The organism is Pseudomonas sp. LBUM1648, from assembly GCF_059716145.1.
Genome location: NZ_CP166808.1, coordinates 5,281,694 through 5,306,375 on the forward strand (window position 1 = coordinate 5,281,694; position 24,682 = coordinate 5,306,375).

At 54.7% G+C, this 24,682-nt stretch carries 14 protein-coding genes; 7 read left to right on the top strand and 7 right to left on the bottom strand.

Annotated features, from left to right (window positions below; all coding sequences use genetic code 11):
- Positions 1-45 precede the first annotated feature (45 nt).
- Together cmoA and cmoB are read left to right on the top strand one after the other, a co-directional pair.
- Positions 46-789: a carboxy-S-adenosyl-L-methionine synthase CmoA gene (cmoA, locus tag ACA043_RS23870; protein ID WP_095190508.1), complete on the top strand. Its 744-nt coding sequence runs from the start codon at positions 46-48 to the stop codon at positions 787-789.
- Positions 786-1,742, top strand: coding sequence for a tRNA 5-methoxyuridine(34)/uridine 5-oxyacetic acid(34) synthase CmoB (gene cmoB, locus ACA043_RS23875; protein WP_497615295.1), 957 nt, complete (start codon positions 786-788; stop codon positions 1,740-1,742). Before cmoA ends, cmoB begins: the two co-directional genes overlap by 4 nt.
- A gap of 165 nt (positions 1,743-1,907) precedes the next feature.
- On the opposite strand, the gene tadA is transcribed toward cmoB, so the two are convergent.
- The 7 genes from tadA to treP all read right to left on the bottom strand — a co-directional run bounded on the left by tadA (position 1,908) and on the right by treP (position 11,241).
- The gene (gene tadA, locus ACA043_RS23880) at positions 1,908-2,408 is read right to left on the bottom strand and encodes a tRNA adenosine(34) deaminase TadA (protein WP_497615296.1); all 501 of its coding nucleotides are present in this window, start codon (positions 2,406-2,408) and stop codon (positions 1,908-1,910) included.
- Positions 2,408-3,784, bottom strand: a complete 1,377-nt coding sequence (locus ACA043_RS23885; protein WP_187680609.1) for a multicopper oxidase family protein — start codon at positions 3,782-3,784, stop codon at positions 2,408-2,410. Before ACA043_RS23885 ends, tadA begins: the two co-directional genes overlap by 1 nt.
- A 108-nt stretch (positions 3,785-3,892) precedes the next feature.
- Positions 3,893-4,192 (bottom strand): PTS sugar transporter subunit IIB, encoded by a 300-nt coding sequence (locus ACA043_RS23890; protein WP_497615297.1) that lies wholly within the window; start codon positions 4,190-4,192, stop codon positions 3,893-3,895.
- A gap of 2 nt (positions 4,193-4,194) precedes the next feature.
- Positions 4,195-6,732, bottom strand: coding sequence for a phosphoenolpyruvate--protein phosphotransferase (gene ptsP, locus ACA043_RS23895; protein WP_497658039.1), 2,538 nt, complete (start codon positions 6,730-6,732; stop codon positions 4,195-4,197).
- A 62-nt stretch (positions 6,733-6,794) separates the two neighbouring features.
- Positions 6,795-8,018 carry a maltoporin gene (locus ACA043_RS23900; protein WP_497658040.1) on the bottom strand — a complete coding sequence of 408 codons (1,224 nt, stop codon included), beginning with the start codon at positions 8,016-8,018 and terminating at the stop codon, positions 6,795-6,797.
- 105 nt (positions 8,019-8,123) lie between these two features.
- Complete coding sequence (gene treC / locus ACA043_RS23905) at positions 8,124-9,770, bottom strand: alpha,alpha-phosphotrehalase (protein WP_401266366.1); 1,647 nt, start codon at positions 9,768-9,770, stop codon at positions 8,124-8,126.
- 28 nt (positions 9,771-9,798) lie between these two features.
- On the bottom strand, positions 9,799-11,241 hold the full coding sequence (gene treP / locus ACA043_RS23910; RefSeq protein ID WP_497615300.1) for a PTS system trehalose-specific EIIBC component: 1,443 nt from the start codon (positions 11,239-11,241) through the stop codon (positions 9,799-9,801).
- A gap of 235 nt (positions 11,242-11,476) precedes the next feature.
- Here treP and treR point away from each other — a divergent pair, with 235 nt between their 5' ends.
- From treR to ACA043_RS23935, 5 genes are all read left to right on the top strand, one after another.
- Entirely contained in the window at positions 11,477-12,181 is a 705-nt protein-coding gene (gene treR / locus ACA043_RS23915) for a trehalose operon repressor (RefSeq protein ID WP_489878783.1), read from the top strand.
- Between the two features lie 101 nt (positions 12,182-12,282).
- Entirely contained in the window at positions 12,283-15,378 is a 3,096-nt protein-coding gene (locus tag ACA043_RS23920; protein WP_497658041.1) for a membrane-targeted effector domain-containing toxin, read from the top strand.
- A 186-nt stretch (positions 15,379-15,564) separates the two neighbouring features.
- The gene (locus tag ACA043_RS23925) at positions 15,565-18,669 is read left to right on the top strand and encodes a membrane-targeted effector domain-containing toxin (RefSeq protein WP_497658042.1); all 3,105 of its coding nucleotides are present in this window, start codon (positions 15,565-15,567) and stop codon (positions 18,667-18,669) included.
- Between the two features lie 859 nt (positions 18,670-19,528).
- Complete coding sequence (locus ACA043_RS23930) at positions 19,529-21,472, top strand: site-specific DNA-methyltransferase (protein WP_497658043.1); 1,944 nt, start codon at positions 19,529-19,531, stop codon at positions 21,470-21,472.
- Positions 21,472-24,405, top strand: coding sequence for a type III restriction-modification system endonuclease (locus ACA043_RS23935; RefSeq protein ID WP_497658044.1), 2,934 nt, complete (start codon positions 21,472-21,474; stop codon positions 24,403-24,405). The genes ACA043_RS23930 and ACA043_RS23935 overlap by 1 nt, the downstream gene beginning before the upstream one ends.
- The last annotated feature ends 277 nt before the right edge of the window (positions 24,406-24,682 follow it).

Below are 24,682 nucleotides of genomic sequence, written 5' to 3' on the forward strand. Positions count from 1 at the left end.
TGGCTAAAATGCCGGCCTTTTCCACCGACACCGCCGGAAACCGCCGTGAGCAAAGAACCCGATCGCATTTTCGCCCAGCCTTTGGCCCAGGTGCCTGACTTCGCCTTCAACGAAGACGTGGTGCGGGTGTTCCCGGACATGATCAAGCGCTCGGTGCCGGGTTACCCGACCATCGTCGAAAACCTCGGCGTGCTCGCTGCGCAATTTGCCCAGCCAAACAGCGTGCTCTACGACCTCGGCGCCTCGCTCGGTGCAGTGACTCAGGCGCTGCGCCGCCATGTGCGCACCGACGGTTGCCGAGTGATCGCTGTGGATAACTCGGCGGCGATGGTCGAGCGTTGCCGTGAATACCTCAATGGCCAGAACTCGATGTTCCAGGAGTTGCTGCCGGTCGAAGTGATCGAAGGCGATATCCTCGCGCTCGACTTCCAGCCAGCTTCGGTGGTGGCGCTGAACTTCACGCTGCAATTTATCGCTCCGGATCAGCGCACCGCCCTGCTCTCGCGCATCCGCCAATCGTTGCTGCCCGGCGGCGCATTGATTCTCTCGGAGAAGCTGCGCTTCAACGATGCCGAAGAACACGCCTTGCTCACCGATCTGCACGTCGCGTTCAAACGCGCCAACGGCTACAGCGAACTGGAAATAGCCCAGAAGCGCAGCGCCATCGAAAATGTCATGAAGCCCGACAGCCTCGAAGAACACCGCGAACGCCTCTTGGCCGCCGGGTTCTCGAAAGTCGTGCCGTGGTTCCAGTGTCTTAACTTTGCCTCGTTGATTGCCTTGCCATGATTGATCTGTCCCCCCTCGCCCGCCGCCTGGCCGGTACCCCGCTGGCCGACTGGGCCAACACCCTGCAAGCGCAACTCGACAAGAAAATGGAGAAAGGCCACGGTGATCTGGAGCGCTGGCAAAGTGCGCTGGACGCCTTGCCGAAGATCCAGCCGAGCGAAGTCGATCTGCTCAACGGCTTGAAACTCGACACCGATTGCGACGAAGAAACCCGTGCGCAAATGCACACCGCGCTGATGGGCCTGTCGCCATGGCGCAAGGGACCGTTCGATCTGTTTGGCGTGCATGTCGACACCGAATGGCGCTCGGACTGGAAGTGGTCGCGGGTCGCCCCGCATCTGGACCTCAAAGGCAAACGCATCCTCGATGTCGGTTGCGGCAATGGTTACTACATGTGGCGCATGCTCGGTGCCGGTGCGGACAGTGTGATTGGCGTCGATCCAAACTGGCTGTTCTTCTGCCAGTTCCAGGCTGTGCAACGTTACCTGTCCGAACCAAACGCCTGGCACCTGCCATTCCCGTTTGAAGACCTGCCGCCAAACCTTGAAGGTTTCGACACGGTGTTTTCGATGGGCGTGTTCTATCACCGCCGCTCGCCGATCGAGCACTTGCTGGCGCTGAAGGACTGCCTGGTCAAGGGTGGCGAACTGGTACTGGAAACGCTGGTGGTTGAGGGCGACAAGCATCAGGTGCTGGTGCCGGAAGACCGTTACGCGCAGATGCGCAACGTGTGGTTCCTGCCGTCGGTGCCTGCATTGGAACTGTGGCTGCGCCGCGCCGGCTTCACTGACATTCGTTGTGTCGATGTGAGTACGACAACGGTCGAGGAACAGCGCGGGACCGAATGGATGAAGTATCAGTCGCTGAGCGACTTCCTTGATCCTGAGGATCACAGCAAGACCATCGAAGGGCTGCCGGCGCCGATGCGGGCGGTCATCGTCGCCCGCAAGTGACTAAAACTCCCTAACACCGCGGTGAGCCCACCCCTCACCCCAGCCCTCTCCCCAGGGAGAGGGAGCCGATCTTTGAGCGTTTCAGGATCCGAGTTCAACTCGATATCCCGGTCGCCGCACCTCTGCCAATCACCTCGGTCAGTCCCCTCTCCCTCTGGGAGAGGGCTAGGGTGAGGGGCTTTTGGCTCGGCGGGCTCTGAAGAACTTAGTCAAAACCGCCCCACACTCCTCCGCCAGCACCCCGCCTTCATACAACACCCGATGATTCAAAAAGCCCTGGGTAAAAAACTGCCCCTGACTCTGCACAATCCCGGCCTTCGGCTCCAGTGCGCCATACACCACCCGCGCCACCCGAGAATGCACGATCAACCCGGCACACATGCTGCACGGTTCCAGCGTCACGTACAGCGTGCTGCCCGGCAGGCGATAGTTGTTCACGGCTTGAGCAGCGGCGCGGATCGCGACCATTTCTGCGTGGGCGCTGGGGTCGCTTCCGGTGATCGGGCAGTTGAAACCGCGCCCGATAATTTCACCATCCTGCACCAGCACTGCGCCCACAGGCACTTCGCCGAGGGCTGCGCCTTGCGCGGCGAGGGCCAGGGCTTCGTGCATGAAATCGCGATCACGGCTGCGGTCGATGATCGCTGCGGGGCGAATCTGGCGCATCACTTCACCTCGATGGCGGCCATCAGGCCGGTTTCCATGTGGTCGATCACGTGGCAGTGGAACATCCATACCCCCGGGTTATCAGCCACCAGCGCCACTTGCGCGCGCTCGTTCTTGCCCAGCAGATAGGTGTCGGTGAAGTACGGAATGATCTTGTGCCGGTTCGACGCAATCACCTTGAAGCTCATGCCGTGCAAATGAATCGGGTGCTGATACTGCGTCATGTTCTTCAATTCGAAAATATAGCTCTGGCCCAGTTTCAGGCTGGCAATCGGCCGATCGGCACAGGTCTTGTCGGTGATGTCCCAGGCCTTGCCGTTGATCTGCCACAGACTTGGCGGCTTGCCGTTGTCGACATTGACCGACACCGACCCGACCCATTCGAAATTGAAGTTGAGTTTCTCGGCATTCGCCAGATCCGGCTCGGCCACCGGATTGGCCGGCAAGGCTTTCGGCCATTCAGTCGGGGCGTCGGTGTTGGCCACCGAACGCAAGGTGCCCAGTCGAACCGGGCCGTTGCGCAGCGACAGTTCTTCGCCAGCCGCTGGCGCCTTGATCGCCAGGCAAATACGCATGCCCGGGCCAAGCCAGTATTCCTTGCCCAGCGGCCGTGGTTCGACCGGGTTGCCGTCCAGCGCATAGATCTTCGCTTCGACACCCGGGATGTTGATGCGATACGTCAGGGTGTTATCGAGGTTGAGCAGTCGCACTCGCGTGATCTGCCCTGCCGGTAATTCGATCACTGGCAACGGCACGCCGTTGATGGTCGACAGCCGCCCCGCCGTACCGCCACGCGCGGCCTCACGCGGGATGCTGAATTCGACGAATTTGCCTTCGTCGTCGATGTGCCAGTTTTTCAGGCTCAGGGTCTTTTCGTACTTGAAACCGGTCGGTTCGCGCTCTTCGATGATCAGCGGCCCGACCAACCCGCGACCGAGTTCTTCGCTGCTGCTGACATGCGGGTGATACCAGTAGCTGCCGGCGTCCGGCACACGGAATTTGTAGTCGAAGTATTCGCCCGGCAGCACCGGCAACTGCGACACGTAAGGCACGCCGTCCATTTCCAGCGGCAGGCGAATGCCATGCCAGTGAATGGTGGTCGCCACCGGCAGGTGATTGATGAAGCGCACTCGCAGCCATTCACCCTGACGCACGCGCAACTCGGTGCCCGGCGCCGACGGGCCGAACGCCCAGGCTTCGGTCTTGTGCCCCGGCACCAGTTCGACGTCCAGTGGCGCGGCGATCAGCTCATAGTCGTGACCAGCCTCAGCGTCAGCCATTTTGCCCAGCCAGTAACGCGACGCGCCCCCCGCTCCCACGCCAACGACAACAAGACCGGCAAGGCCACCGAGGATTTGGCGACGGGTAAAGGACATGAACTCAACTACCTCACGTATCAGCGACGGACCCTGAAGGCCCGTAAAAGGCGAATACGATACACCTGCAATTGCGAAACAGTAAGGGCGACCTGAGGCCGCACATCGTCAATCGGCTTGAGGTCGCAGGCCGGTAATCAGGTGCACCACACCCCCCTCCAACGGCATGACGCCGGCGACACCGGCATCGCTCAACGCCTGGCGATCCATGCGCGAGACATCGCGCAACGTCACTCGCACTCGGGTCAACGCCGCCGGTTGTTGCGATTCGAGGTTATCCACTCCCCCCAGCGCCACCACGATCTGCGCACTCAGCCCCTCGACAGGTACGGCCTGCACTTTCGGCTCGTCCACTACCAGATCCGGGGTCAGCGCTTTCCAGAAGGCTTTCTGCAATTTATCGAACATGTTCAGTTCTCCAGAACCCGTAGAGTATCGACCGTCGCCTCGTGATACAGGCGCAGCGCCTCGCGCACTTCTTCAGCGCTTTCCAGTCCCTGCACCTGCTCGGCGATGGCTTTGCAGTCGAGCAGATGCACCTCGCGCACTGCGGCTTTGATCGCCGGTATTTGCGGCACGCTGACCGACAGCTCATCTACGCCTAACCCGAGCAACAACGGCACGGCCAGACGTTCGGAGGCCATTGCCCCACACACACCGACCCATTTGCCGTAGGCATGCGCGGCTTTCACGGTCATGGCGATCAGGCGCAATACCGAGGGATGAAAGCTGTCGGCCTGACTGGCCAGACGCGGATGATCGCGATCCATGGCCAAGGTGTATTGGGTGAGATCGTTGGTGCCGATCGAAAAGAAATCCACGTGCGGCGCAAACAGATCGGCCATCAATGCCGCCGCCGGCACTTCGATCATGATCCCCAGTTTGGGCAGCTCGACCAGGCCGAGCGCCAGCGCTTCCTGCTCCAGCATCTGCCGAGCCTGATGCAGCTCCGAGAGCTGCGTGACCATCGGCAACATGATGTGCAGGCGGGTCAGACCGACACTGCCAAGGATCGCCCGGAATTGCTCGCGCAACAGCTGCGGGCGCTCCAGACACAGGCGGATCCCGCGCAACCCGAGAAATGGATTGGTTTCGCTATCCATTGGCACGTAGGTCAGAGGTTTGTCACCGCCGACATCCAGTGTGCGCACCACCAGATTGTGTGACGGCCCCACGGCCCGGGCGATGGCGCTGTAGGTCGACGCTTGTTCGTCGCCAGTCGGTGCGTGGTTGCGATCCAGATAAAGAAACTCCGAGCGTAAAAGCCCCACACCCGCACCACCCAGGCCCATCGCTTGTTCAGTCTCGCTCAGCGAAGCGACGTTGGCGGTCACTTCGATGTGATGTCCGTCGTGGGTACAGGCCGCCAGTGTTGCCTGCGCGTGTTCGTGCTGACGGCGCTGGTGTTGTTGCTCGTGCCTGGCCTGCCATTGATTGATCGCCACGGCGTCCGGATGCACCTGTAACTCGCCCTTGTCGGCATCGAGCAACACCTGTGAGCCGTTGGCCAGCGCCAGCATGTGCACAGGCATCCCGCAGATTGCCGGTAAACCACAGGCCCGCGCCAGAATCGCCACGTGACTGGTTGCACCACCGCCGACCGTGGCGAATCCCAGCACTTTGCTCGTATCGAGCCCGGCCGTCTGTGACGGTGTCAGTTGATCGGCAATCAGAATGGTTCCGGCCGGCAGCTCCAGCGCATGCTCGCGAATCCCGAGGATCAGTTTCAGTACCCGCTGGCCGACGTCAGCCAGATCCGCCGCCCTTTCGGCCAGCAACGCACTGCCGAGTTGCTGGAAAAGTGTCGCTGTTGTCTCGGTGGCGGCGCGCCAGGCAAACGCGGCGCTTTTGCCCTCGGCAATCAACGCCTGGGCCTGATCGAGCAGGCTCGGATCTTCGAGCAGCTCCTGATGCGATTTGAAGATCTCGGCCTTGGCCTCGCCGGTGGCGGTATCGCGCAAATGCTGCAAGGCCATATCCGCCTCGATCAGAGCATTGGCCAAAGCCTCCTGTTCGATAGCCGGGCCGGCGCCAAATTCGCTCACGTCGAGCGTCGACTCGGTGACCTGCATCACTCGTCCCAACGCCGAACCTGGTGAAGCGCAGACCCCCAGCAGAACGCCCGGACTCTCAGGCTCGATGGTCTCGACTTGAACCTCCGCCGGCAGCGCGGTCACCGCCTCACCACAACCCTCGGCCAGCAACCGGGAGAGCGCACTGATAGCAGCCTCAGCATCTTCGCCCACTGCACTGACCCGCACGCTGTCACCCAAAGCGGTCTGCAGCGCCATGATCGCCACCAGAGATTTGGCGTTGGCTTCGGCCTGTTGTTTGTGCAAAAGGATTGTTGCTGCAAAACCCTTCGCCGCCTGGGCGAAAACCGCTGCCGGACGCGCATGCAGGCCATTGGGATTGGGCAATTTCAAAAACCGGGAGAAAAACGCTTCGCCTTGTGGCGTCGCAGGCTCCTCGGCGGTGGTTTCTGCACTGGCGAGGCTCAGCAATGGCTGGCCGGTTTCGACCAGACCGATTGGCGCGGTCAGCCAGGTGAAAGGCTCGCCGCTGACCACCAGCATCAGCGTCATCAAACTGCGGGCATGCAAAGCGATGTAGTCGGCATCGAACTCGATCAGTGCCTGACCGAATTCCACCCGCTGACCTTCTTCAACCAATCGGGTGAATCCCTGACCGGCGAGGTTCACCGTATCAAGACCGATGTGCAGCAACACCTGAACGCCGTGGTCATCGGTGATGCTCACGGCATGCCCGCTGGCCTGCACGTTGCTGATCACCCCGGCCAGCGGCGCGCACAGCGTTGACGAAGTCGGGTCGATGCACAGACCGTCGCCGATCACGCGGCTGGAAAACACCTGATCGGGTACTTGATCCAGCGGTATCAGCACGCCAGCCAAAGGCGCCAGCAGTTGCAAGGGTTGAGATGTGGCCATGACGTCACCTGCGGTTTTATTCTTTGAAGTGCCCTTGGAGCGCAACGCCCCACCAGCATCGCTTATTTCCACCAGTATTCGACCTGCAATCCGACGTTCGCCCCGTGGCGTGCGGTGCCAAAGGCGCCGGTGTCCGATAGCGCCGAGCCTTTGGCCAGTTCGTTGGCCGCCCGTTTGGCCGCCTCGTTCCAGGTGGCATAGGTGTAATACAGACGCACCTCGGGGCGCGCCCAGAATTCAGGGCCTTTGGGAGACCACGTCGGGGCAATCGTAAACTTGCTCAGTTTGCGCGTACCGCCAGGGGCTTCGACTTGATCATGACCCAGCTCGGTCACCAGTTTGAATTGTTCGGTGAGCGCATAGGCCGGGCGAACGCCCAGTGACATCCAGTTCTGATCAGCACCGTCCGGGCGAATGTCCTTCTGATACACCGCCTCGAATTGTCCGCCAAAGCGCGGTGTCACCTGCCAGTCAAAAAACTCCACGACCCGATAACTTTTGTTGCTGTCGTCCAGTTTGACGTTGCCGGTATAGCCGAGTCCGGTACCCGGCCCCTCACCGTATTGCAGGGCCAGTTTGTTCTTGCCGCCGAGAAAATCCTTTTGCACATGCTGGGTGGTGATCGCCCAGCCACGGTGGGCATCGCGGCTGTCGGGTTTGTCGATGTAGCTCAAGCCGAACTCAAGCTCACCGCCCGGGTTGGTATTGAAACCGGCCGCGTTGAAGTCGTGACGGTTGATGTAGTCCTTCTGGTACAGGTTGTCCTTGCGCGAAAAGGCGTAGCTGTATTTCAGGTCGCCGATCAGCACGTCCTCGACACCGCCGCCCGTGGCGCTCTGGTTCCAGTAGTAGAAGTCGGAAATGTGGATGTCATTACGCTTGTAGTAGCGGCGCCCGGCCCACAGCGAACCGCCATTGAGCGCGGGCATGTTCGACCATTGTGCGTAGGCCTGTGGCAGGCGAATCGAGCCGTTATCCTCGTTGAACGTGGGGCTGCGGTTGTAGCGGTTGTACAGCGAGGCCATGCCATCGACGCTGAGCACCGAGCCGTCGTCGAGGGTGTACAAATCCTGGCGCAGCTCAAGCTCGCCGTACTGTTCGCATTCGTTGCCCAAACGGTATTTGGTCTGCGCCCCCGGTAACTGGAAACACGATTGGCCACCGCCCTTGGTCGAGTTGCCGACACCGCTGCGCAAGTAACCACCGAACTCCAGCGCTTGTGAAATCTGTGGTAACGCAAGGCAAATACCTGCAACTGCAAGGCTGCGATTTATTGTTGTTTTCATAAGCCACCCCATTATTTTTATTGTGTGTTTGCATGAATTCGGCGCGCAAAACTCCCCCGCGCAGGGCTCTGCGTGTTTTTTAAACGTCGGCTTTTTAGTTAGGTATCAGTGATCGATCAGGTGCAGGACGAACGATTCGTAAGGTCGCAACGTCAACTGTCGCTTGCGCCGCGGGCAGTCCGGGTAGTTGCTGATCAGCAACCGCTGGCTCTGCGTCTCGTCGATCACGGGCGGCAATTCGATCTCACACGGCGTGCCATAGAAGTTGTTCACCACCAGCAGGCGCTCGCCCCTTCCTTCGCGAAGGTAAGCCCAGACTTGCTTGTGCTCGGGCAACAACTGTCGATAGACACCGTCGGAAATCAACGTTTCCGTGCGCCGTAACGCGATCAAACGGCGGTAGTGATGCAGCACCGATTGCGGGTCGTCGAGCTGGTTGGCAACGTTGATCTGCGCAACATTGGCCGGCACTCCGATCCACGGCTCGCCACGACTGAAACCGCCATTTGGTTCAGCGTTCCAGTGCATCGGCGTACGCCCGTTGTCCCGGGACTTCTGCATGATCGCCGCCATGTTGTCGGCGTCGCTGCTACCGGCGTCGCGCTTGAGCCGGAAGATGTTAAGCGTTTCGACATCACGGTACTGATCGATATGCTCAAACCCTGGGTTGGTCATCCCCAGCTCTTCGCCCTGATACACGAACGGCGTGCCCTGCAGGAAGTGCAGCGCGGTGCCGAGCATCTTTGCCGAGATCTCCCGATACTCGCCGTCGTCACCGAAGCGTGAGACCACCCGTGGCTGATCGTGGTTACACCAGAACAGCGCATTCCAGCCACCACCGGCCTGCATGCCGGTCTGCCAGTCGGACAGAATCTGCTTGAGCTGCAGAAAATCGAAATCGGCACGTACCCACTTTTGCAGGTTCGGGTAATCAACTTTCAAATGATGAAAGTTGAACGTCATCGACAACTCTTTCGATTGCGGATTCGAATAGCGAATGCAGTGTTCGAGGCGGGTCGATGACATCTCGCCGACGTTGATCAGGTCGTGCCCTTCGAAGACTTCGCGGTGCATCTGCTGCAAGTATTCATGGACGTTCGGACCGTCGGTGTAAAAGCGTCGACCGTCGCTGTCGTCTTCGGGAAAATCCGCAGGCTTGGAGATCAGGTTGATGACATCCAGACGGAAACCACCCACCCCCTTGTCCCGCCAGAAGCGCATCATCTTGAAGACTTCGGCGCGCACCTTGGGGTTGTCCCAATTCAGGTCGGCCTGGGTGTGATCGAACAGGTGCAGGAAGTATTGGCCGGTCTGGGCCTCGTACTCCCAGGCAGAGCCGCCGAACTTGGATTCCCAGTTGTTCGGCTGATCGCGCCAGATATAGAAGTCGCGGTAGGGATTGTCGAGGCTGCTGCGCGCCTGCTGGAACCAGACGTGCTCGATCGAGGTGTGGTTGACCACGATATCGAGCATCAACTTGATACCGCGCTTGCCGGCTTCGGCGATCAGCAACTCACAGTCGGCCATGCTGCCGTAACTCGGGTCGATCGCGTAGTAATCGCTGATGTCGTAACCGTTGTCACGTTGGGGCGAGCGCAGGAACGGCGTGATCCACAAGTACTCGACACCCAGCCATTGCAGATAATCGAGCTTGGCCACAACACCGAGCAAATCCCCTGTCGGGTTGCCGGCGTGGCTGTGAAAACTCTTCGGGTAGATCTGGTAGATCACCGAACGTTGCCAGTCTTGCATGGCAGGACTCCTTCAATAAGTGGACGCGTCAGGCAACCCGATATCCAGGCCGGACAATCTTCATGCTCAGTGCACAGGTCAGAACGAATGGCACCACCATGGCGATGACCATCCCGAACACAAACATCGGGATGAACTGCGGGATGATCGAGATGAAACCGGGCAGGCCACCGACGCCGATGGCCGAGGCCTGAACCTTGTTCAGTGACAGGAAGATGCAGCCCAGCGCCGAACCGGTCAGCGCGGCATAGAACGGAAACTTGTAGCGCAGATTGACGCCGAACATGGCCGGTTCAGTGATGCCGAAATACGCGGAAATGGCCGAGGTCGAAGCCATGCTTTTATCCCGCGCATTGCGCGTCATATAGAACACCGCTAACGCAGCACTGCCCTGCGCGAGGTTGGACATGACGATCATCGGCCAGATAAAGGTGCCGCCCTGGGTCGAGATCAACTGCAGATCGACCGCCAGGAACATGTGGTGCATGCCGGTGATGACCAGCGGCGCATACAGCAGGCCGAAAATCGCCCCGCCGACCATCGGCGCCAGATCAAACAACATGACCACACCTTCGGTGATGTAGATGCCGATGTGGCGGGTTACCGGGCCGATCACCGCCAGCGCCAGCACACCGGTGACCACGATGGTGGTGATCGGCACCACCAGCAGTTGCACCGCGTTCGGCACCCGTGCCCGCAGCCATTTTTCAATGACGCTCATGACATACGCCGCCAGCAGAATCGGCAGAATCTGCCCTTGGTAACCAACCTTCTCGATCTGGAACAGCCCGAGGATGTCGAAGTACGGCAGCTGCTGGCCGTCCAGCCCGGCCACGGCCTTGCCGTAGTTCCAGGCATTGAGAAGATCCGGGTGAACCAGCATCAGGCCGAGCACGATGCCAAGGATTTCACTGCCACCAAAGCGCTTGGCTGCCGACCAGCCCACCAGCGCCGGCAGAAATACGAAAGAGGTGTTGGCCATCAGGTTGATCAGGCTCCAGAGCCCGTCGAGTTTCGGGTAGGCATCCAGCAGGGTCTGCCCGTCGATGAACATGCCCTTCGCGCCGATCAGGTTGTTGATACCCATCAGCAGGCCGGCAATGATCAGCGCGGGAAGGATCGGCATGAACACATCGGAAAACACCCGCACCAGACGCTGCATGGCGTTGATCTTCTCGGCGCTTTTCTGTTTGACGTCGGCGATGGTCGATGCGGCGAGACCGGTCTGGCGGCGCAATTCGGCGTAGACCTTTTCTACTTCGCCCGGACCGATCACCACTTGATACAGGCCACCCGTGAAGAACGAGCCTTTGACCAGATCGATCTGGTTGAGCGTGGCGCTGTCGACCAGACCGGGATTCTTCAGGGCCAGTCGCAACCGCGTGACGCAATGCGCGGCCTGCTCGAGGTTGTCGCTGCCGCCAAGGCTTTGCAGCAGTTCCCTGGCGATGTTCGGATAGTCGTGGCTCATGCTAGTTCTTCCGCTGTGGATTGTTGTTATTGGCAGCACGCCGAAGCGAAAAGTACTCGTCTGTACGAGTTAATGCAACAACTCGTACAGACGAGTTTGTTTTTGTATGTTTTTGCCGGACCAGCGGAGAAATTTCCTACCGTGCCCTTAGTCGATTTCCAATCCCTACATGGACAAAGCCCTACCCTGCCCTTAAGGTTCGAAGCTTTGAGCACAGCCGGCATCGAGCCCCTCCATGAGTAAATACAACCAGATCTATAGCGATCTGCTGGCCAGCATTACGACCGAACGCCTGGAGCGCGGCGCCCGCCTGCCGTCGGAAACCGAATTGATGGACAGCTATCAGGCCAGCCGCGGCACCGTACGCAAGGCCATCGAACTGCTTCAGGAGCGCGGTTTCGCCCAGAAAGTCCATGGCAAAGGCACGTTCGTCCTGTCGACCAATCCGATCGAGTTTCAACTCGGTGGCATCGTCAGTTTCCAGGAAACCTATCCGCGGCTGGGCAACGACGTCAGCACTGAAGTCGTCGAGTTGTCGCAGATTCCGCTCGAAGGCCCCCTTCTCGAGCACATCAAGGCCGAGCCCGGCTGCCTGATAACCCGGGTCAAACGCGTGCGGCGGATCGACGGCAAACGGGTCATTCTCGACATCAACCACTTTGTCAGCGAAGTCATTCCCGGCCTGTCCCTCGATATCGCCGAGCAATCGATCTACGCCTATATCGAACAGACCCTGCAGCTGCAGATCGCTTACGCCCAACGGACCATCGAAGCGCAGCCACGCAGCAAGGATGACCAGTCACATCTGGATCTTGACGGACAGAGCCACGTGATCGTGGTCAGCAACCAGACGTTCCTTCAGGACGGACGGCAGTTCGAGTACACCGAATCCCGGCACACCCTGGACAAGTTCTACTTCTCCGACGTGGCTCGCCGCTGACCGCAGCACGTTTGCCTCGGTAATGTGCGGTATCCATGTAGTGCACTCCACTTGAGCGAATCGGCCATGCTCGGCCTTCATTTCTCAAGGATGGAGAAAGCATGAATTCGCCTGAACAGCGTCCTCTGCCGAATGCGGCAGACAAAGCGTCCCTCAAAACCATCGCTGCGGCTGTCGTACAAATGTGCCCCAGCCTTCACGACGAGGCACATCAAGTCGCTCGCCAGTTGCTGGAACGTAAGGGCCTGACGAGGTTCGATCCGGACCGGGTTTATTTCCATCGGTTCAGATCTGCACAAAGCAGTACCAAGGCGTTTACCGGTTGGGAGCACATCCGCGAAAAGCCCTACGAATCGATGACTCTCACGCAACTGGTGATTCATCGCTTTCGTGCCACCGACCAGGACAACGCCGACCTGCTGGACCTCTACGCCGGTTTCTACACGGACGGCCCCGAGACCGAAAATTTCGACCAGAACAATGAATGTCACCTGCGCGGCAACGAGGTGCTCAACGCCTTCTGGGGCATCGACTTCAGCACGCGATACAACGACAAGCTGACGACTTTCTGGAACACACACGCCGATAATTTTCGTACGTTGGCCAAGTGCAATTTCCTCAGCCGGGCGGTGCAGGCACTGGAACTCAAGCAACTGACCGCCAGCGATTACCTATGGATCGTCGGCGCAGTCATCGGGCCTGTCACCTGGCCGGTGACCCTGTCCATGCTGCAATCGAGTCACTCAGTAACCGTTGATGTGCGCGCGCTCGATATCGCTGGGCATGCCTCCACCAACCTCCTGTGCTTCATCTCCCCCACGGGTCGGCAAATCGTCTATCTGCCGGGTGAAGCGCAATCATTTGTCGTGAACGAAACGCTGGCGGATATGCACTGGTGGGTGCTTGAGCAGATGAACGAGGAGATCCGCCGCGAGTCCTTGCTCAATCACTATTCACTTGCCGAAAGCCAGCAGGTGAGGGAGAACATCACCGATTTGATGAATCGGCTGGTGAGCACCTGGGGCCGCTCCGACCATCATCTGATCAATCAGAGCAAACTAAAGATCACTGGCGACGCGTTCAGTTGGTTGTGTGACTCAACCCGCCGCTCAATGTTTGCCGAAGCCAGCCTCAGCCTGACGTCCAATGCTGATCTGCGCAAAAAACTGTGGATCGGTTACTTGAGCGCAGGCCTCAAAGTGCTTGGCCCGATGGCCGCCGTCGGCTGGCCAGTCGCGCTGCCAGTGATAGGCGCCAGCATCGCCAACATGGGGCTGAACATCGACCAGGCAGTCAACGCCAAAACCGCTGGGGAGCGCAAGGCCGGCGTGGTTGGCGCCGTGCTGAGCGGCATTGATGCGCTGTTCAACGTGCCCTTTCTCAAAGGTACCGGCTCGATGCTGGAGGCTGGTGGTGCGGTGGACGCGGCCGAAGCGACAGAGATGGCGGAGCTCAACGAGTCTGCCGCGGCATTGGAGCCAGGGGATTCGCTCGCTGATGAGGCGCCGGCAAGGGTTGCCGGTGAGCCCGAAGTGATCCCCCCGGCTATTGAGCCCCCACGGTTGCCCCCGGCTGACAGCGCCGCACCACCACCCATTCCAGACAAATACATGTGCAACGAATTGCTCGACGGGCTGGACGTGCAAAGTGATCCCGGACAGTTTCAGGGTATCTTTCGACTTGATACCGACCCGCCTTTCGCCATCCTGATGAATGACAATCCGTACTACGTGCGTTATTTCGGCGAACCAGGCGACGGCGGTTATTGGGCTATCGTCGATCCAGAGCGTCCCAATCAGTTTGTTCATTCATTGCCGGTGCGGCTGAATGCCGAAGGTGCCTGGGAGCGGATGCAAGCGCTACGTCTATCCGGCGGCGGTCAATGCGTGGGAAAACCGTGCGCCCCCGATATCGCCCTCGAAACCTATGAACCGCCAGCGCCCGAAGCGGCGATTCAATCGGAGGTCGAATCACCTTATACGGTATTACGCCCAGTGCGCATCGTGACCTCTGCCTACGATATCGAGCCGACGGTGCGCCGTTCGATCAAAGGCTGGGCCTTGAACCTGAACGAAACCCACGCCCAACTGGAGCCAAATGCCGACGGCGCTTTCGGCATGTCCGACCCCTTTGAGCTGTATGCAGTCAGCAAGCGCAAATTGCTGCATGCCGCCGCGAGAAAATTCTTCAGCAACCTTCCGTGGATCACCCCTCCTTCCCGTCCGCCACTGCCAGAAATCAGGGCGCAGATGGAAATTTCCGAGCTCTTGGATCGCATCTTTGAATCAGCCTCCGGACTGGTGGTGGGTGAGACCCTGGATCGCATTGCCAGCATGCGCTTCATGATCGAGAACATGCCGGCACTGGCCAGACACGCAAAAACCCTCTACATGCGCGGGGTACTGAGTGACTTCGCTCAAGTGGAGCTGAACCGCTACTTCACGACTGGGACCCTGTCGGCAGATCTGCAAACCTACCTGACCAGCCTGGGCACCGATCCGGCGGGGCGCTTCAATGCATTGGAGCTGGTCAAGGTGGCCAGGGAAAATGGTGTTCGAATCCAGGGCATCGATTGCGCCGCGAGCTACAAAATGAAGACGCCCCTCTCGCTCTATGACGAGCAAATGATCGGCACCTACCTGGCGAGCGACATCATGACGGGCGACACCTACCTCAACAGCCCGAAAAAGTGGATCGTGCTGATCGGTGCGCAAAACACCAACACGCTCAGAGGCCTTGCCGGTATCAGCGAAATAAAGGGCGGCATCGGTGTGCGGATCGAGGAAGTTGGAGTGGGAACGATCATGGATATCGACGTTGATCCGGGTATCGAAGTGCGTCGAGGTTCATTTCCAAACGGTGCTGCCGCACAGGGCAATCATGATGTTCTTCGTGCTGATTTGCGCGTGCGAATGCCAGCCGAACCAATGAACTGGACGGAGGATGCGTTAGAAAACTTATTGCACAGACGTGGCATGTTCATCATCAACAAAATTGCAGACACCTACACCGTGGTGCACCGTAGCAAGCAGGGCATACTCGTGCGAACGCGCGTGGTTCTACTGGCGGACGGAGGCGTTTCTTTGCACCGCCCGTCATGGCCACAAGTGAACGATGTCCGGTTCGCCAGCATCGAGGCCATGTCTAATCGATTGATCGAAATGGGCCTGACCTTACAAAGCCGCCTCCCGGATTAACGGCCGAGCCAGAAACGAAAAGCCCCTGTCGTGTGCCAGGGGTTTTCAGTCACGCAATACGCACATCGAAGTGCAGCGGGATCATTCCACCCCTCGGCCTTGCGATAAGCAATACATATGTAATGCATCCCCCCTGAGCAGATCGATCATGCTCGATCTTCGTTTTCCCCATGGATGGAGAAGTGCATGAACGCCCCCGAACGCCGCCTGTTGCCGAACGCAGCAGACAAGGCCAGCCTCAAGGCAATCGCTACAACACTCGTACACACATGTCCCAGCCTGTTGGAGGCGGCCCGTGAGATCGCCCTTCAACTGCTGATCGACAAAGGACTGTCGGACATCGATCCGGACCTTATCTATTTCCACAGATTCAGGGCAGCGCAGAGCAGCAATCTGACGTTTACCGGTTGGGAACACCTGCTGGAAAAGCCTTATGAATCGTTGACCCTCACACAACTGGTGATCCACCGCTTTCGCGCCACCGATCAGGACAATGCCGATCTGCTGGGCCTGTACTGCGGCTTCTACTCGGACGGGCCGCAAGCTGAAAACTTCAATCAGAATAATGAAGTGCGGCTGCTGGGTAGCGATGTTCTGAATGCATTCTGGAACATCGATTTCAGCACGCTTTATACCCATCAGCTGACCACTTTCTGGCAGTCCTCGTGGAACGATTTCCGGACGCTGGCCAAGTGCAACTTCCTCAGCCTGGCGGTACAGGCGCTGCAAAAAGGTCAACTTGACGGCACTGATTTTCAGCGCGTAATCAACTCGGTGACAGGGCCCATTACCTGGCCCGTCACCCTTCAAATGCTACAAGCCACGTACCCGGTGAGTGGTGATGTGCGCGTGTTGGATCTCGATGGTCATGTCGCCACCCAAGTGCTGCGTCTGGTTGAGGACAATGGCCGGCAAACCCTCTACCTACCCGGCGAAGCTCAACCCTTTCGGTTGATGGAAGATGAAGCGGATCTGCACTGGTGGATGCTTGAACAGATGAACACCGAGGATAAGCGCAAGGTTTTCATGAACCGCTTTTCGCTGACTGACCGCAATCAGATGAGCGAAAAACTGAATGATCTGATGACCCGTCTGGTGAGCAGTTGGGGACACAGCGATCACCGGATGATCAACCACAGCAACGTCGCGATCAGCGGTGACGCATTCACCTGGTTAAGCGATTCGACTCGTAGCGCCATGTTAGCCGAGGCAAATCTGGCATTGACCTCCAACAGTGATCTGCGCAAAAAACTCTGGATAGGGTACTTGAGCGCGGGTCTGAAAGTATTCGGCCCAATGGCAACCGTCGGCTGGCCGCTGGCATTGCCGGTGATTGGCGCCGGCATCGCCAATATGGGGCTGAACATCGATCTTGCAGTCAACGGCAGGACAGCTGCCGAGCGCAAGACCGGCACCCTTGGCGCGGTGCTCAACGGCATCGAAGTAGTGTTCAACGTTCCGTTTTTGATCGGCACCGGCGCGTATCTGGAGGTGGGCCCGCAAGTCGAATTTGCCGAAGCTGAAGAAATGGCCGGGCTGATTGAGTTCACCTCGGCGAACGAGCCCTTCCTGCCACCGCGCGATCAGGCGTCGTTGGTGATCGCTGACGAAGAGGCAGACGAGATGGCAAACGAAATTCCCGTCGAGGTCACACCCACCGCGCCCCTGCCGCGACGCCCGTCTGCGCCGAAGGTGCCTGTCCGGTATCAGTGCAACGAGTTGCTTGATCGCTATTACGCAGAAACCGAGCCAGGAAAGTTTCAAGGCATCTACCGCCTCGATAACGCCCACCCCTATGCGATCGATATCGATGGCAGCGCGTACTACGTGCGCTACTTCGACGCCTCCGAGAGCAGTGGCAACTGGGCCATCGTCGACCCTCAACACCCCAACCAGTTCGCTTATTCGTTGCCGGTTCGCTTCAATGCTGCCGGCAAGTGGGAGCGCATGCCTGCGCTGCGTCTCAGAGGGGGCGGTCAGTGCATTGGCAAGGGATGCACGCCGAAGACTCAAGGGACCTCGTTTACCTCTACATCAACGTCATCGCCGGATCTGCCACTGGTCGAACCGGTGCCACCGACTGCCCGCCCACTGCGCCTGGTTACCACCCTCGCCGATACTGGAAGCCTGGACAAGGTCAGGCTGAGAAAGTGGGCGATGAACCTCCCTGATGATTCCGCTGATGTGGCGAGCACGGCCAGACATCCATCTTTCAATGATCAGGTTGCGCTGCATTTCAGCCAAAAACGCACACAACTCCTGAACCAGGCCAAAGAGTATTACTCAGAGCTGGATTGGACCAACCTGCCTGCACGTCCGGCACTGCCCGAAGTCAGTCACTCGATGTCGACCGATGAACTCATTGATCGCCTCTTTGAAAAAACGGTTGGCCTGGCAGTGGGAGAAACCCTTGATCGCATCACCAGCATGCGTTTCATGATCGAAAACATGCCCGCGCTTGCACGACACGCCACGACGCTCTACGTGGGTGAGTTGCTGAATGATTTTGCCCAGGTTGATCTGAACAGTTTCTACACCACAGGACAGATGTCCGAGGATCTGCGGATTTACCTGACCAGCCTCGGAACCGATCCGAACGAGGTGTACAACATCCTGGAACTGGTGAAGACCGCCCAGGCCAATGGCGTGCGCGTCCAAGGCCTTGGGTGCGCGGCGAGTAGCAAAATCAGGGTGCCGCTCACGTCGATTGAAGAGCAAATGATGCGCGCTCATCTGATGTCCCGGATCATGTGGGGCGACGCACTCCTCAATCGACCGGGTAAATGGATTGCCCTGATCGATGCACAGAACACCAATAATTTCAGAGGCCTGCCAGGAATCAGCGAACTTAAAGGCGGCATCGGCTTAAGGATTGAAGAAGCCTTTGCCTCGGAAAATCCAGGCGTCAGCATCGACCCGGGACTCAAGGTAGCTCGCGGCCCTTTTGACAATGGTGCATCGACCCGCGACTCGTTCGACTACCTCTACGCTGACCTGCGCCTGCAAATCGACGCGCCTGCGGTGATATGGACTGAGGAAACGCTGGGTCGCCTGCTGCATCGCAATGGCGCTTACCTGTTTGAAAAGTCGCAAAACGATTACATGCTCGTGCGCCGTAACAGCACAGGCAACATTGTTCGAATACCGGTGAATCGGACACTGGACGGCCAGGCTTACATCTGGCTTCAGTCCATGCCGCGAATCAGTGGGATATTGTTTCCGGATATCGCGGCTTTATCGCAGCGCCTGATAGAAGTCGGCATGAAACTTCAGAGTCGCCTACCCGCCTGAAAGGATTTCAAAGGCGCTTGAAACGAAAAACCCCTGGCCTGGGCCAGGGGTTTTCAGTCACTCAATGCAGGCATCGACGTGCAGCGGGATCATTCCCACTCTATTATCTATTAATAAATAAAATCCATATATTTCAGTAACTTATTAAAAAATAATAAGAAAGTACCATTAAAAATACCACAGCATTCACGCTGACTGAACGTCGTGATAGCCAGCGCATCGCGAGGTGCTGATCTAGTTAGGCTGGATGCCTGGATACTTCGGTCACTCCGACGCGGCGTAATCCGCATCCCAACGTGGCACTAGCAGGATGGATCTAAGAGCAAATTTAGGTCATGCGAACCCCACCAGCCACTCCGCTGGGCTCGTGTTTAATCAGATTCGGAGCACATGTAATACAAATTTTCTAGCGCCCTCACACCCTATGAGCAGCATATCCTCTACAGCCCTCCCCAGGATTGAGTGCGTTCCTAGCTCGAGGTATTTTTTGACACTCAAAAAATGCGGTATTCACCATGTGCGGGGATCAGCTATGCAGCGTGGAGCCTCGGTTGATGACTTCGGATCAACAGCGCAAACCTCCAGCTGCATCGCCATATAAGCTAACAGCTGGCGGCTGCAAGCATCTGAGAATGCAAGCTCATTGGGCCTTGTGCATCACTAGGCTCGCCGTCGCCACCGCAGGCGGGCGGAAGAAACCGAGGAAATCTAGTCTCGACCTCATAACACACAAGCCTCAATGGATTATGCAAAAAAAAAGGGTATGATAACGGCCATTTAGACTTGCAAACACCATTTACTTGTGATCAGGCCTCCACCCCGAGCACTTAAAACTTTTAGATTTTGTAGGCTATCAAGCATGAAGTATGAACAAGAAACTCTTTTCGCTCAAAAAGAAACTGTTAGTAGCAAGCAGGTAGCCATCTTAAAAAAACACTTCCCTCAATGCTTCGATAAAAAAGGAAACTTCATTAGCGAAAAGCTAATGGAGATCGTATCAAGCTCTGAGACGGAGATTTCGAAAGAATCATACTCGCTGAATTGGCTAGGAAAGTCGTACGCTCGTCTATTGACAAACTTGCCGCCAAAAACTCTTATTAAGGGCGACATTGAACATAACTCGTCAGACTTGAGCATAAATAGTGAACATTTGCTGATCAAGGGAGACAACCTTGAAGTTCTCAAACACTTGAGTAACGCATATAGCGAAGAAATTAAAATGATCTACATTGACCCGCCTTACAATACAGGTAAAGATGGGTTCAGCTATCAAGATGACAGAAAATTTACTAAGGAACAGCTTAGTGAACTAGCAGGCGTTGATCTAGACGAAGCGGAGCGAATCTTAGAATTCACCGATAAAGGCTCCAGCAGTCACAGTGCGTGGCTTACGTTCATCTACCCTAGACTCTATATCGCAAAAGAGTTGCTGGCTGACGAAGGCGTGATATTCATTTCTCTTGACGACAACGAGCTATCCCAACTAAAAATCTTGTGTGATGAAGTCTTTGGCGAACAAAATCACTTGGGAAATGTTATTTGGAAAAACGTAACCGATAACAACCCTACTAATATTGCAACTGAACATGAATACATAGTTGCTTTCGCCAAAGAAAAAATCAAGCTAGAGACGAAGTGGACAACAAAAATCTCAGAAACAAAAGACAGCCTTATTAGTTTGGGCAAAAAACTCATTGAAAAATACGATAATGAAGAAGAACTCCAAACGGAGTACAGCAAATGGTTCAAAACCAACAAATTTCAATTAGGCCCACTTGATCGTTACAAATTTATTGATAAAGACGGTATCTATACTGGAAGCCAAAGCGTACATAACCCTGGTAAAGATGGCTACAAATATGATGTGATCCACCCGGAAACCAAATTAGCGTGCAAATTACCGTTGATGGGCTATCGATTTAAAGAATCAACCATGCAAAAACTAATCGACCAAGACAGAATATTATACGGCAAAGATCACAACAAAATCATCGAACTAAAACTCTACGCGGAGGAATTTGAAGAAAAATTCTCGAGCATTTTAGATCTTGACGGTCGCTTAGGGGCTAACGAACTCAGAAGTTTGTTTCCTGATATAAAAACGGCATTTACCAACCCCAAGCCAACACAACTACTAGAGAAGTTAATCTCTTATGCTTGTGATGGCGATGGTATTATTTTAGATTTTTTCGCTGGTTCGGGCACGACCGCCCATGCGGTGATGAATCTAAACAACAACGAAAAGACCAAATATAAATTCATTACTGTACAGCTAGATGAGCCTTTCAAACTGGAATCAGATGCTTACAAGCACGGTTATAAAACTGTATTCGAGCTAACCAAAGAGCGCCTTAAAAGAGCGGGAAACATTAACGAAAATCAAAGCTTTAAAATATTCGAAACAGTTCCCGATTTTCGCGCAAAAGATGACGAAGAGTTAACACTTAGTAATTTATCATTTTTCGACAACGCGGTACTTACAGATGAGCAGTATCAAACGCTGCTCACTACATGGTGCCTATATGACGGCAGCGCACTTACAACCGAAATAAAAAATATCGATCTAGCCGGTTACACCGCGCACCTCTGTGACGGCCGCTTATACATGCTCGCGCCTGATTTTTCATCAAAATCGCTCACTGCACTTTTGAGAAAAATAGATGATGAAAAAGAGTTCACACCTAATAAGATCGTTTACTACGCTAACAACTTTGACAGCGCGAAACAAATGGAACTTAACGAGGCGATAAAGGGCTACGCAAATAAAAAGTCCATGGAACTAGTAGTCGTGGTGCGCAACTAATGTCTAGCGGATTTACATTCGAAAAAAATCTGCCACACCAAAGAGTGGGTGTGGAATCAGTTCTAAATGTCTTTGCTGGAAGCGAAGTGGGCGTGCCTTCGGACCCAGCAACTCGCCTATTAGCCAATCCTGAAATACTAATATCAGAACCGCAGTACTATATAAACATCAAAAACACACAAGAATACAATAAGATAGACCACAACAAGAAAAATTTTGATTGCAGCAATGTTATTGACGTGTCTATGGAGACGGGCACTGGTAAAACTTATACCTATACCAAGACCATGTATGATTTAAATAAAAGCTTTGGAATCAGTAAGTTTATTGTGGTGGTCCCCACTCTCTCCATCAAGGCAGGCACGATAAATTTTCTCAAAAGCGATGCTTTAAAAGAACACTTTAGAGATGACTACGAGCGAGAGCTTAAAGTTCATGTCGTTGAAAGCCAAAAGAACTCCAGCAAGAATTCTAAATCATACATGCCGCAGGCGATACGAGACTTCGTAGAAGCCAGTAACTTTAACAAAAAAAATCTTCACATTCTTGTTATCAACTCAGGCATGGTGAACTCAAAATCGCTAGCGGAGACTTATGACACTGGACTATTTGGTGACCAGTTTGATACCCCTTTTGGAGCAATCGGCGCGGTAAAACCGTTCATTATCATTGATGAGCCACATAAATTTCCGCCCGGAAAAAGGACTTGGGAAAATATAGAGAGATTTGGCGCACAGTACATTATTCGTTACGGTGCGACGTTCAATGACGAGTATCGAAATCTAGTCTACAAGCTTACAGCTGTGGATGCCTTTAACAATGATCTTGTTAAAGGCATCAATGCCTACATCGAAGAAATAGTAGGGGAAGATACTGCAAACTTAAAGCTGGTGAAATCGACAGCTAAAGAAGCTACTTTTGAACTACGTGCTCTTGGCGTCAAGAAGCTATTCAAAATTGCAAAAGGTGAATCACTGTCAAAAGCGCACAGTGCAATCCATGATCTTTATATCGAGTCTTTAAACACCTCGAAGGTTGTCTTAAGCAATGGGATTGAGTTAGAGGTCGGCAAGGGGCAGTCGTCCATTAACCCTTATTCTTATGATCAGTCTCTCGAAGACAATATGATGCTGCGTGCTATCAAAGAGCACTTCAATATCGAACGTGAGTTTCTGACTCAGAAGCCAAGAATTAAGCCACTAACGCTATTTTTTATCGATGATATTGCAGGCTACCGTGATGGGAATAAAATCGCAGGCAGCTTGAAAGATAAATTTGAGGCCTGGGTTTTAGCCGAGGCTAAAACGCTCTTAGCGAAAGAAACCGACCCATACTATAAAAATTATTTGGAGCAGACCATTGCCGACGTCGGTAGCTGCCACGGCGGTTACTTCTCGAAAGACAATAGCGAAAAAGATGAGAAAATCGAACAAGAAATCACTGAAATCCTTCACGATAAAGAACTGCTATTATCTCTAGATAATCCTCGCCGATTTATTTTTAGCAAATGGACACTACGTGAGGGCTGGGATAACCCCAATGTATTCCAGATATGCAAACTGCGATCCAGCGGCAGTACGACCTCGAAGCTACAGGAAGTAGGTCGAGGCCTGCGGTTGCCGGTTAACGAATATATGTGTCGGGTGAAAGACCGCACTTTCAGTCTGAATTACTATGTAGACTTCACCGAAAAAGACTTCGTTGACACTCTCATAAAAGAAGTGAACAAAACTTCTTTTACCGAAGAGTCTCCATCAAAACTCACACAGGAACTTCTAGATAAAATCCACTCTAAATATCCTGATCTTGACGAACTAGACATTCTGCTTCAGATGAAAAAAAGTGGCGTTATCGACGGGAATAAGAACTTTATTGGCGCTGATGCATTTTCAAAAGTTCGCGATTCGTTTCCGAAAGCTTTTCCAGCGACCTTGAGTCCAGGAAAAATTAAAATAGCCGGTGATGGAAAAAAACGCACACCAATGCGTGTAGGGAAATTTGCCGAGTTAAGGGAACTTTGGGAAATCATAAATCAAAAAGCTGTATTAGAGTATAAGATTGCTGACGAACATGAATTCCTGAGTCGTTTAACAGAGTTTCTACTTGAGGAAACGTTTAGTATAAACAAAACCAGCATTCAAACTCGAATTGAGAAAATCTTTGTTCATAACGGTACTGCCATGTCTAAGGAGATTCACACTGGATCTGATGACTTGGCTAAAATCAGCACTATGACATACCGGGAATTTCTTGAAATTTTATCTCGAGAATCCTTTATAAAAATGTCGACACTTCATCAAGCTTTTGCGGCGGTAAAAGACACTTTCGACATAACCGAATATTTGAACATACAAACTATTCGCCGCGTAAAATCTGGATTTAAACAGTATCTTTTAAATAACGCCTTCACTAAGTTTGCACTTGGATATAACGTAATCTCCAACACTTTTTATCCCACAAAATTTACCGACGATGCAGGACACCCTTTGCCCGAAGTTTTGAGCTCAGACCTTGGACTTAATCAGGACGATTATGCAGTACCGCTCGACAGTTACCTTTTTGAGAAGGTCTTTTATGATTCAAACCTTGAAAAGGAAAATATAACACAGGGAGAGATAGATAACGACATCTTGGCCGTAACTGTATTCACAAAAATACCTAAAAACTCAATAAAAATCCCAGTCGCTGGCGGCTATACTTACTCACCAGACTTTGCATACGTTGTGAAGACTGCAAAAAACGAGTACTTGAATTTCATCATCGAAACAAAAAATGTTGAAGGAAAAGACGCCCTGCGCAAAGAGGAAGAACGAAAAATCGAACACGCCATGCAACTTTTCAAACAGATAAGTAAAGATGTGAAAATAGAGTTCAAGACTCAATTCTCAAATGACACTATCTACAAGCTGATAAAGAGCCACGTGGAAAGCTGAAGCCAGCCACTTTGCCAGGCCACTATTCGGAGTGGCCTAATCGTAAGCGCTCCATAAGCGAGCAGATCCTCAAGTATAGAATCAGCATCTGGTGAAAAAACTAGATGCGATGATTCACCGGCACTAGGCGCGCTGGGTCTGGTCGTGCGCTCCAAACGCTAGCGTTAGCTGTTGTAACAAAATAGCCAGCTCTGCTGGGCTGCCCTCGCGTAGCACGTCGGCAAGTAATTCAGCCGCATATGCAGGGTCAGCACGAAGCTGCTCGGACATTGCCTCA

What these genes read in the sequence shown, in the direction of transcription:
- cmoB (WP_497615295.1), top strand. Translation starts at nt 786, where the DNA reads ATGATTGATCTGTCCCCCCTCGCCCGCCGCCTGGCCGGTACCCCGCTG.
- tadA (WP_497615296.1), bottom strand. Translation starts at nt 2,408, where the DNA reads ATGCGCCAGATTCGCCCCGCAGCGATCATCGACCGCAGCCGTGATCGC.
- ACA043_RS23885 (WP_187680609.1), bottom strand. Translation starts at nt 3,784, where the DNA reads ATGTCCTTTACCCGTCGCCAAATCCTCGGTGGCCTTGCCGGTCTTGTT.
- ACA043_RS23890 (WP_497615297.1), bottom strand. Translation starts at nt 4,192, where the DNA reads ATGTTCGATAAATTGCAGAAAGCCTTCTGGAAAGCGCTGACCCCGGAT.
- ptsP (WP_497658039.1), bottom strand. Translation starts at nt 6,732, where the DNA reads ATGGCCACATCTCAACCCTTGCAACTGCTGGCGCCTTTGGCTGGCGTG.
- ACA043_RS23900 (WP_497658040.1), bottom strand. Translation starts at nt 8,018, where the DNA reads ATGAAAACAACAATAAATCGCAGCCTTGCAGTTGCAGGTATTTGCCTT.
- treC (WP_401266366.1), bottom strand. Translation starts at nt 9,770, where the DNA reads ATGCAAGACTGGCAACGTTCGGTGATCTACCAGATCTACCCGAAGAGT.
- treP (WP_497615300.1), bottom strand. Translation starts at nt 11,241, where the DNA reads ATGAGCCACGACTATCCGAACATCGCCAGGGAACTGCTGCAAAGCCTT.
- treR (WP_489878783.1), top strand. Translation starts at nt 11,477, where the DNA reads ATGAGTAAATACAACCAGATCTATAGCGATCTGCTGGCCAGCATTACG.
- ACA043_RS23920 (WP_497658041.1), top strand. Translation starts at nt 12,283, where the DNA reads ATGAATTCGCCTGAACAGCGTCCTCTGCCGAATGCGGCAGACAAAGCG.
- ACA043_RS23925 (WP_497658042.1), top strand. Translation starts at nt 15,565, where the DNA reads ATGAACGCCCCCGAACGCCGCCTGTTGCCGAACGCAGCAGACAAGGCC.
- ACA043_RS23930 (WP_497658043.1), top strand. Translation starts at nt 19,529, where the DNA reads ATGAAGTATGAACAAGAAACTCTTTTCGCTCAAAAAGAAACTGTTAGT.
- ACA043_RS23935 (WP_497658044.1), top strand. Translation starts at nt 21,472, where the DNA reads ATGTCTAGCGGATTTACATTCGAAAAAAATCTGCCACACCAAAGAGTG.